This is a genomic window from Novacetimonas hansenii JCM 7643, assembly GCF_000964405.1.
GTDB classification, from domain to species: Bacteria; Pseudomonadota; Alphaproteobacteria; order Acetobacterales; family Acetobacteraceae; genus Novacetimonas; species Novacetimonas hansenii.
The window spans coordinates 1-9,086 of sequence record NZ_BANE01000143.1; the positions used below are offsets into that span (position 1 = coordinate 1).

Genomic DNA, 9,086 nt, shown 5'->3' on the forward strand with positions numbered 1-9,086 from the left:
AAAGCTTCAGAAGACGCCGCCTTTTTTCAAAAAGGCGGCACCCAGAAACTTTTCTTTTTTATCAATGATTTGTTTTCAGACAGCTTCTTGGTCGATCGGGTCCAGGATCATGACTTCAAGCGGCTTTGCCAGCAGTGGGGCAAAGCTTTTGGCCATGGCCTGGAAATGCGGGGTTTTTTCATGCTCCGCCAGGGCCTCGCGGCTGGCCCAGCGTTCGACGAACACGAACCGTGACGGGTTGGCCTCATCCCGGTGGGGGACATATCCGCCATTGCTGGCTTCCGCACGGGATGGCGGCACGCAGGCGGCGATCGCGGCTTCGACCTGGGCTTCGCATCCGGGCCTGGCTTCCGCGATGGCGACGACAGTGATTTGCTTGCTCATGCACGACTCTCCACAAAATATCGGGACATGGTGCCCCGCATGCAGGCCCGGAAATATGTGGGCCTGTGTGCCCTATGTCCCGGCGGGCGGGAAAGTTCAATGCCATGTGCCCCGATGATGGCGGCGGTGGGGTCAGGCGACCTGCGGGGCTTCGACCTGGCTTGCGAATTTCTGCAGTTCTTCGTGATGCAGGACGAAGACGCGGCTGCTTTTTCCCATCTGTAACGCCTGTTGCGTATAAGGGGCGCTGGAGACAACCACCGCGATCCGCGCCGACAGGCCGGAACGCGCGGCGATGCACTGGCGCACGGTTTCTTCCTCCACCGGCCTGCGTTCGGTCCAGCATTGCACAACCATGGACAGTCCGTCCTTCGTCGCCACGATGACCGTGGCGGCCTGTCCTGCATTGCCTGACATGCGGGTATCCCAGCCTGCTTTTTCAAGCAGCCCCATGCAATAGGCCACATACTGCGTGCATGTCATGTCTGCCCGATAGGGCGGGGGCGTGACAAGGCGCAGGTCGGGGCGTGGTCGGGCGCGGGTGGATACGGCGTCGATATGCGCGTGGACCTTGCGTTCGATGTCGCACCAGTACCGCTCCCGCCCATCCCCGGCAAGGGCGGGCAACAAAGTGGTGCGGCAGAAACGGGTGACCTCGCGCTGCCATTGCTGGGCCGGGGCATGGCCGTGGGCCGCCTGGCCTTCGTGCGCATGCAGGCGGCGTTGGATCAGCAGCCCGGCATTGCGATCCACCAGTGTCGTGGCCTGCCGCAGGGCGCCACGTCGCCCCATGAATGCCATGATCACGCGATAAAGAACCCACAGCAGCCAGCCCGCCCCAAGGGCAAGCAAAGCGGAGAGAAGCATTGACCCGAGTTTCTGGAAGCCACCGGTGATGGAAAACAGGTCAGTGGGTGCGGGCGGGTCCGTGCGGGCGATGATGACAGGTTCGGATGGCGATGGTGCCTGGGCCTGTGTACTGGCGTCCTGCGGGTCCGTGCCGTTTGCGGGCGGTGTGGGGGAGGGTGTTGTGGCGGGGGCATCGGTCGCTCTGCCACTGGTGATGGCCGGGGCGGTGAGGTCGGCAATGTCGGACGACATGAAATATAGTGGCGGCATGCCCGCCACCGGCGGATTGTGGCGCAGCAGCGGCAGCCCGTTGCGGTTGGCGATTTTTTCCCAGCGCATGTCGGGTGTAATGGTATAGCATTGCCCCTGCGCCATCATGGCATGTCGCCATGCGGGATCGGCTGCACGCGGGTTGGTCCGGTCGTTCAGGGCCTTCAGGGCTGCATCGTCGCCACAGGCGACGGTCTGGTGCTTCACCTTATAGGCACTTCCGGCCTGGGCGTGGACAGGCAGGCACAGAAGCAGACAGGCATAGGCCCATATCCGCATGTTTTTCTCCGTATTGCCCCGTCCACCGCAGGGCACGGTGGCCAGCATATAGATGATTCCTGAAGATTTGTGCGAAAACAATGCAGATATGCAGAAGATATCTACGTCTGTAAAGTTGAGGCAGGCTCCGTTTAAGGCCAGCCACCCCATGTCGCGCGCATAACATTTAAGCGAGGAATGCGCCGTTCCGGCCCGATCCACGCCGTTCGCACGGTGGGCATGTGTTCACTGGATATCTGCCCCATGCCGATGGGGATGGTGCGCGGGGTGTTCCTGTCGGAACCTGCGGGCGGTTTTTGGCGGGTGCAGGCGGGACAGGGCGTTATGGATAATCAATTTCTGGTGGCGCTCGCGCGGCATCCCGCGGTCCGCGATGCGCTGGGGCGGTGTTACGGACGCGCCGACATGATGCTGGAGGCTGGCTGGGAACAGGTGGCCGACGGCATGAAGGCGGTCATGCGTGGCATCGGGTGCGAAGTCATCTTTACATCTCCCGCCACGCGCTGTCGGCTTGTGGCCCAGCGGATCGCGACCGCGCTGGGGTTGGAAATGCATGTTGACGGGCGTCTGCACGAACTGGATTTCGGCAGGTGGGAGGGAATGCTGTGGCGTGATGTGCCCCGCTCCGACCTTGAGGCATGGGCACGTGATGTGGAGGGATATACCTTTCCCGAGGGGGAGAATGGTCGTGCGTTGCGCGCCCGCATCGGTGCGTTCTGGGGGGATGTCATGCGGCAGGGGCGTTCGTGCGCGGTGGTCACGCATGGGGGGCCGTTGCGGTTGATGCGCGCACTGGCGCGGGGGGATGTGGCCTCGCTCCTTGCTGAGGCACCACCGATGGGCACTGTCCATGTCATGCAGGCCCGCACGTTCCGCGAATGCGCCCATGCGGATGCCCGCGGCATGGCGGTGCCGTCCGTGGGCTGAAGGATATCCGGACCCGCACAGCCAGAAATTTCGTGTCAACAGGGGGCGTTCAACCGGCCACGCAGCCAAGGGCGGCAGGCACGACCGCCAGCAGCACGCATTCCCCAAGGCATGCCGTCGCCCCCAGCACATCGCCCGTGTGGCCGCCGATCTGCCGATGTGCAAGCAGCGCCATGCCGCCACCCAGGGCAAGTGTTGCACAGATGGCCACCGTTCCCGCCCACGTACCCAGAAGCCACGGTGCCAGCATGACCGGCGGCAGGACGCATGCCAGCAGCGCGGGCCAGGGGATGTGCCCCATCGTGGCGGCCACGCCATCACTGCGTGCAGGGGGCAGCATGACCAGCAGCCCGGCCATCGCCGCACGCGCCAGTGCCCCGGTGACAGGCAGCACCATGATCGCCAGCCCGGTCGGAAGGGCACTGATGGCCCCCACGCGTGCCAGTAGCGCGAGCGCGAGCGCCATCATCCCGTAACTGCCGATGCGGCTGTCACGCATGATCTCCAGCTTGCGCGCACGTGTCGTCCCGCCGCCAAACCCGTCCGCCATGTCCGCCAGCCCGTCTTCGTGCAGCCCGCCCGTCAGCAGCAGTTGCACCGCCACCGCGATCGTGGCGGCGGGTAATGGCGCAATCCGCAGGTGGGACAGCGCAACGACCACCCCCGCGCCCATCATTCCGCACAATGCGCCGATGATCGGCCATGTCCATACGCAGCGCGTCATGGAATAGGGCAACCCGTCGCGCGCCAGCCATCCCATCGGCAGGCGTGTCAGCAGGCCCACCCCGCAGACGATATCCGCGCGCAGGCATGCCGGCAGGTTGGTCATGCGCGGCCGCTGACCTGTGCCTGCGCGAATGTCGCCATGCCGGTATGACACGCCACCGCGCTGCGCAATAACGGGATCACCAGTGCCGCGCCCGATGCCTCGCCAAGGCGCAGGCCGAAATCGAGCAGCGGCGACAGCCCGAGCGTTCGTGCCAGCACGGCATGACCGTTTTCGGCGGAACAGTGCGACAGCACGGCATGGTCCAGCCCATGCGGGTGCATGCGTGCCAGCGGGGCGGCGGCGGCGGTGCAGACAAATCCGTCCAGCACGACGGGAATTCCCCGCCACCGCGCGGCAAGGACCGCCCCCATGATCGCCGCGAGTTCATACCCACCCAGTATCCGCGCCACCGAAAGCGGATCATCCAGCATGCCTTCATGCCGCGCCAGCGCCCGGTCGATTACGGCGCCCTTGTGCGCCACGCCTGCCGCATCAAGGCCGGTGCCGCGCCCGGCCCACTGCCCCCCATGCCCGCCGAACAGGGCCGCCGCGATGGCTGACGCGGCGGTGGTGTTGCCGATTCCCATCTCGCCAAGGCACAGAAGGTCTGTCTCTTCCCCCACGGCGTGCATGCCGGCATTGATGGCGTCGAGGAATGCGGCCTCCTCCATCGCCGGGGCGTGTGTGAAATCCGCTGTGGGGCGCAATTCCATCAGGGGCACCACGCGAAGTTCCGCCTGCCCGACACGGGCGATCTGGTTGATTGCAGCGCCGCCGGATTCGAAATTCGCCACCATCTGGGCCGTGACGCTGGCGGGCCAGGGGGAGATGCCCTGCGCCACGACACCATGGTTTCCCGCAAAGACGATAATGCGCACATGATCCAGCGCCGGGCATGCGCGCCCCTGCCACCGGCCCAGCCATGCCGTCAGATGTTCCAGCCGGCCCAGGCTGCCTGGTGGCTTTGTCAGGGTCAGGTCGCGTTCGGCGATGCGGGCGTCGATACTGTCATCGGGCGGCGGCATGTCGCGGCATGCGGCGTGTAACTGCGCCATGGACGTCAGGCTGCGCGGAAGGGGAACTGTCGGGGCAGTGCGGGATACACGGGATGGCATGGGCGCAGTTGTGTGGTCTTATGCCGCGCGATGCAAGATGGCGGAGGAGTTAAATGCAGGCTTCGGAGGGAACGGCAGGCATGACGGGCATGGCAGGCGCCGTGCTGGTGCTGGGCGGTGCGCGTTCGGGGAAGAGCAGTTTTGCCGAAGGGATCGTCACACGCTGGCCGCGTCCATGGATCTATGTCGCGACGTCGCGGGTCTATGACGCGGAAATGCGTGATCGTGTCGCCCATCACCGTGCAGGCCGGGCAGAGGGATGGGACACGGTGGAGGAACCGCGTGACATCGGGCCGGTGCTTGATGCGGCGGGTGTGCGGCCGGTGCTGGTGGATTGTCTGACATTGTGGCTGACGAACCTGCTGCTTGATGGTTGTGACATCGCGCAGGCGCGTGACGGGCTGCTTTCCGCCCTGCGGCGCAGGGCTGCTCCCACGGTTCTGGTGGGGAACGAGGTCGGATTGGGCATCGTGCCCGACAATGCGCTGGCGCGTCGTTTCCGTGACGAGGCAGGTCTGTTGCATCAGGCCATTGCGCGGGAGGCCGGGCGCGTGGTGTTTGTGGCAGCAGGTTTGCCGATGGAGATGAAATGACCGATTTGCCCGACGCGGAACGCCACCGCGAAAAAATGCGCAAGCGCAAGGAAGTGCAGGATAACGAGGTCGCGGCCAAGGCGGTGGAGAAGGGACTGCTGGCGGTCCATACCGGCCCTGGCAAGGGCAAGTCCACGGCGGCGTTCGGCATGGCGTTGCGCACGGTGGCGCATGGCGGCCGTGTCGTGGTGATCCAGTTCATCAAGGGGGCGTGGAACACGGGGGAACGCATCGCGCTGGAAAAATTCGGCGACCTTGTGGAATGGCATGCGCTGGGCGAGGGGTTCACATGGAACACGCAGGACCGCGCACGTGACATTGCCGCGTGCGAACGGGCATGGGAACAGGCGCGCGCGGCGTTGCGGCGCACGGATGTGGCGCTTGTGATCCTTGATGAACTCAATATCGCGCTGCGTTATGATTATCTGCCGCTCGAAGATGTCATTGCCGACATCGCCGCACGTCCTGTGATGCAGCATGTCGTCGTGACGGGGCGCAATGCGCGCCCGGCCATGATCGCGGCGGCCGATCTCGTGACGGAAATGTCGTTGGTGAAGCATCATTTCAAGGACGGTGTGAAGGCGCAGGCCGGGATCGAATTCTGATGGCGCGTGCGCTGATGTTCCAGGGCACAGGGTCCAGCGTCGGGAAATCGGTGCTGGTCGCGGGCCTTGCGCGGGCCTGCGTGCGGCGCGGGTTGCAGGTCCGGCCGTTCAAGCCGCAGAACATGTCCAACAATGCCGCCGTTACCGCCGGTGGTGGCGAAATCGGGCGCGCGCAGGCGCTGCAGGCACGCGCCTGCGGGGTGGCGCCTGATGTGGACATGAACCCTGTCCTGCTCAAGCCGCAGGGCATGGCGGGATCGCAGCTTGTGGTGTGCGGGCAGGTGCGCGGGCAGGTCCATGCACGTGATTTCCAGTCCTTCAAGCGTGGCCTGATGCCCGAAGTCATGCACTCTTTTGGCCGTCTGGCCGGGGCATGTGACCTTGTGCTGGTCGAAGGGGCGGGTTCCGCGTCGGAGGTCAACCTGCGTGATGATGACATCGCGAACATGGGCTTTGCACAGGCGGCGGATATTGACGTCGTGATGATCGGCGATATCGACCGCGGTGGCGTGATCGCAAGCCTTGTCGGCACGCAGGCCGTGCTGGACCGGCGTGATGCGGCGCGCATCCGCGGCTTTATCGTCAACCGGATGCGCGGCGTGCCCTCCCTGTTCGCCGATGGCATGACCGCCATCGCGCAACATACCGGATGGGCGGCGCTTGGCCTTGTGCCGTTCCTTGATCGTGTGCGCGACCTCCCGGCGGAGGACGCGGCCGACCTGCGCGCCGGACGCACGGGGCAGGGGGCCTTGCGCGTGGCCGTGCCATGGTTGCCGATGATCGCCAATTTCGATGACCTCGACCCGCTGCGTGCCGAACGTGATGTTGCATTGACGGTGGTTGCACGCGGGCAACCGCTGCCGCCATGCGACCTTGTGGTGCTGCCGGGGTCAAAGGCGACGATATCCGATCTTGCCGTCCTGCGTGCCGAAGGATGGGATATCGACATCCTTGCCCATGTGCGCCGTGGTGGGCATGTCCTGGGGATATGTGGTGGCTATCAGATGCTGGGCCGTCATGTGGCTGACCCGCATGGTGTGGAGGGACCGGCCGGTCGCGTTGCGGGACTTGGCCTGCTGGATGTGGAAACGGTGCTGTCAGGGGAAAAGCGGCTGGAAAATGTGTCGGGCACCCTGTTGCCTGAACGGGTGGCGGTGCGTGGATACGAAATGCACATGGGCGTGACCGATGGGCCGGACCATGTGCTGCGTCCCCTGATTGACCTGCGGACCCATGGTGATGGCGCGGTTGCGCCGTCTGGGCGCGTGTGGGGCAGTTACGTGCATGGGCTGCTGTCCGATGGCGCGGCGCGGCGCGCGCTGCTGGCACGGCTGGGCGCGGGGTCGGTGGGACGCGACCATGATGAAACGGTGGAAGATGCGCTCGACGCGCTGGCCGATCATCTGGAACGTCATGTCGATATCACCGCGCTTCTGGCGCTTGCCCGGCCTGTGTGCGTGTGACGCGGTGCGTCCGCCATGCCCCATGGCGCAGCATGATCGACAGCGCGACAAGCACACCGCCCTGTACCAGGCAGGCGCGACGGTAAAGGGTCAGTGCCCGGTCGAGGTCACGCGGCGTCAGGTCGGCGCGTCCGTCCCCCACCCAGGGTTCGTGCGAGATCACGCCGTTATAGGAACGCGGCCCCGACAGGCGGACGCCCAATGCACCCGCCATAGCCGCCTCCGGCCATCCGGCATTGGGGGAGCGGTGATGTCGGGCGTCACGGCGCAGGATGCGCCACGCCCCACGCGCATCCATGTCGCGCATCGTCATGGCCGCAAGGATGATCCATATCGCCGACAGCCGTGACGCCGGCAGGTTGACAAGGTCATCCAGCCGTGCCGCAGCATAGCCGAAACGGTCATGGCGCGGCGTGCGGTGGCCGATCATGCTGTCGGCGGTATTGACCGATTTATAGAACGCGGCCCCCGCCGGACCACCCAGCGACATCCACAGCAGGGGGGCGACCACACCGTCGGAGAAATTTTCGGCCAGTGTTTCCACCGCCGCGCGCATGACCGCCGCCTCGTCAAGCTGTGCGGGATCACGTCCGACGATATGCGAAACGGCCATGCGTGCCGGCGCAAGCCCCTGTCGTGCGGCAAGGGAGACCGCACGGACATGTTCCCATAACGAGCGCTGTGCGCTGAGTGAACTGCCGATGATCCCCCCCGTTACGATCGCCAGCGATGGGGACACCCGGCGTGCGATCACCTCCTGCGCCAGGGCGACAGTCGCGCACGGGACGGTCGCGATGACCGACATTGCCAAAAAACCGTTCCTGTATCTTGTATGATCCGCATCGGTGTCGCGGTTCATCCGCGTGTCCAGAATATCCGTCAGGCGACCCATCCACATGACGGGATGGCCGATCCGGCGCACCAGCCGCTGCGGATATCCCGCAAGGACATCGCACGTGGCCGCGACGGCGGTGGTGGAGATGTTGCGGGCAAGGAAAAGAGCGATCTTCATGGGCGCGCAATATTGTGCCATATGAAGACGGTCAAGGCATGGGAATGAATATACCCCACACTGTACACATGGCTTGCCTGTTCCCAGCGTGGGGCGGCAATGCCGGACGGTAATGAATATATCCATGTAATATTGGAAAATATAAGGTTATATAAAGATATATTTAAAATCAGTATCGTAATTATTTATGAATGACGATGTCATGTCATGCATTTCCGATTCAGATTGTTACGCTTGATATTAAGAAAAACGGCAAGATTATTCGACATTCGCTTGACATCGTCAGGTTTCGCGTCGCAATGAAGGGACATTCTGGTATATCCATAATGTCCCAGTTGCGTGTTTTGTAATGTCAGCCCAATAGCAGATGACCAGCGATGAATAGCATCGTCGGGGCGTTATCTGTCATCCGGTCGGGAACGGCGCGGGCAATGCCGATTGCGATGTCATGCGCCGGGTTAATGATGGGATACATACATTTATATTCTTAAAGGTGGAGTGTATGGCAGACAACAAAAAGGCAACCGTTCGCAAGGGACGGCGCGCGGCAGCTGCCGGCGCATCCCGTGGCACGGCGACGCCGTCCTCTCGCGTCAAGGGCGCCGAGGAAGCTGAAGTGGTGGGAAAAAAGGTGTCAGTTTCGAAAAAGCGTCCTGCGCAAAAGAAAAAGATGGAAGCCCCGGTCCAGATCGAATTGATCGAGGACGTGGTGGAAACCGTGCCCGCCCCGGCACGCAGGGGCCGTCGCAAGGCCGTTGCCGCCGCCCCGGTGGCAGAGGCCCCGGTGGAAAAGAAGGCCGCCACCCGCCGCAAGCGTGCA

The 9,086-nt window shown here is 64.0% G+C and carries 9 protein-coding genes and 1 pseudogene; 5 read left to right on the forward strand and 5 right to left on the reverse strand.

Features of this window, described 5'->3' with window-relative positions; all coding sequences use genetic code 11:
* Positions 1–75: 75 nt before the first annotated feature.
* Together B7G66_RS10485 and B7G66_RS10490 are read right to left on the reverse strand one after the other, a co-directional pair.
* Positions 76–384 carry a putative quinol monooxygenase gene (locus B7G66_RS10485; RefSeq protein ID WP_003621278.1) on the reverse strand — a complete coding sequence of 103 codons (309 nt, stop codon included), beginning with the start codon at positions 382–384 and terminating at the stop codon, positions 76–78.
* 132 nt (positions 385–516) lie between these two features.
* The gene (locus tag B7G66_RS10490) at positions 517–1,830 is read right to left on the reverse strand and encodes a restriction endonuclease (RefSeq protein ID WP_003621275.1); all 1,314 of its coding nucleotides are present in this window, start codon (positions 1,828–1,830) and stop codon (positions 517–519) included.
* A gap of 195 nt (positions 1,831–2,025) precedes the next feature.
* On the opposite strand from B7G66_RS10490, the gene B7G66_RS10495 reads away from it, so the two are divergent.
* Positions 2,026–2,709 carry a histidine phosphatase family protein gene (locus tag B7G66_RS10495; RefSeq protein WP_231106220.1) on the forward strand — a complete coding sequence of 228 codons (684 nt, stop codon included), beginning with the start codon at positions 2,026–2,028 and terminating at the stop codon, positions 2,707–2,709.
* 49 nt (positions 2,710–2,758) lie between these two features.
* Here the strand turns inward: B7G66_RS10495 and cobS are convergent, their stop codons facing one another.
* Both cobS and cobT read right to left on the reverse strand, forming a co-directional pair.
* Entirely contained in the window at positions 2,759–3,538 is a 780-nt protein-coding gene (gene cobS / locus B7G66_RS10500) for an adenosylcobinamide-GDP ribazoletransferase (RefSeq protein WP_003621272.1), read from the reverse strand.
* Complete coding sequence (gene cobT, locus B7G66_RS10505) at positions 3,535–4,593, reverse strand: nicotinate-nucleotide--dimethylbenzimidazole phosphoribosyltransferase (protein WP_003621271.1); 1,059 nt, start codon at positions 4,591–4,593, stop codon at positions 3,535–3,537. Before cobT ends, cobS begins: the two co-directional genes overlap by 4 nt.
* A 53-nt stretch (positions 4,594–4,646) precedes the next feature.
* Between cobT and cobU the strand changes: the two genes are divergently transcribed.
* From cobU to B7G66_RS10520, 3 genes are read left to right on the forward strand one after another with little or no spacing between them, the layout of a single operon-like run.
* Positions 4,647–5,186 (forward strand): bifunctional adenosylcobinamide kinase/adenosylcobinamide-phosphate guanylyltransferase, encoded by a 540-nt coding sequence (gene cobU, locus B7G66_RS10510; protein WP_003621269.1) that lies wholly within the window; start codon positions 4,647–4,649, stop codon positions 5,184–5,186.
* Positions 5,183–5,791 (forward strand): cob(I)yrinic acid a,c-diamide adenosyltransferase, encoded by a 609-nt coding sequence (cobO, locus tag B7G66_RS10515; protein ID WP_003621268.1) that lies wholly within the window; start codon positions 5,183–5,185, stop codon positions 5,789–5,791. The genes cobU and cobO overlap by 4 nt, the downstream gene beginning before the upstream one ends.
* Positions 5,791–7,254, forward strand: a complete 1,464-nt coding sequence (locus B7G66_RS10520; protein ID WP_003621266.1) for a cobyric acid synthase — start codon at positions 5,791–5,793, stop codon at positions 7,252–7,254. Before cobO ends, B7G66_RS10520 begins: the two co-directional genes overlap by 1 nt.
* Here B7G66_RS10520 and cbiB read toward each other — a convergent pair.
* Positions 7,214–8,266 carry an adenosylcobinamide-phosphate synthase CbiB gene (gene cbiB, locus B7G66_RS10525; protein ID WP_048859172.1) on the reverse strand — a complete coding sequence of 351 codons (1,053 nt, stop codon included), beginning with the start codon at positions 8,264–8,266 and terminating at the stop codon, positions 7,214–7,216. The genes B7G66_RS10520 and cbiB overlap by 41 nt on opposite strands.
* A 502-nt stretch (positions 8,267–8,768) precedes the next feature.
* Here cbiB and B7G66_RS10530 point away from each other — a divergent pair.
* Positions 8,769–9,086 (forward strand): annotated as a pseudogene (locus B7G66_RS10530) (hypothetical protein); the annotation flags it as partial.

Excerpts from the sequence above, each read along its gene's own strand:
- B7G66_RS10485 (WP_003621278.1), bottom strand. The coding sequence starts at position 384 with ATGAGCAAGCAAATCACTGTCGTCGCCATCGCGGAAGCCAGGCCCGGA.
- B7G66_RS10490 (WP_003621275.1), bottom strand. The coding sequence starts at position 1,830 with ATGCTGGCCACCGTGCCCTGCGGTGGACGGGGCAATACGGAGAAAAAC.
- B7G66_RS10495 (WP_231106220.1), top strand. The coding sequence starts at position 2,026 with ATGCCGATGGGGATGGTGCGCGGGGTGTTCCTGTCGGAACCTGCGGGC.
- cobS (WP_003621272.1), bottom strand. The coding sequence starts at position 3,538 with ATGACCAACCTGCCGGCATGCCTGCGCGCGGATATCGTCTGCGGGGTG.
- cobT (WP_003621271.1), bottom strand. The coding sequence starts at position 4,593 with ATGCCATCCCGTGTATCCCGCACTGCCCCGACAGTTCCCCTTCCGCGC.
- cobU (WP_003621269.1), top strand. The coding sequence starts at position 4,647 with ATGCAGGCTTCGGAGGGAACGGCAGGCATGACGGGCATGGCAGGCGCC.
- cobO (WP_003621268.1), top strand. The coding sequence starts at position 5,183 with ATGACCGATTTGCCCGACGCGGAACGCCACCGCGAAAAAATGCGCAAG.
- B7G66_RS10520 (WP_003621266.1), top strand. The coding sequence starts at position 5,791 with ATGGCGCGTGCGCTGATGTTCCAGGGCACAGGGTCCAGCGTCGGGAAA.
- cbiB (WP_048859172.1), bottom strand. The coding sequence starts at position 8,266 with ATGAAGATCGCTCTTTTCCTTGCCCGCAACATCTCCACCACCGCCGTC.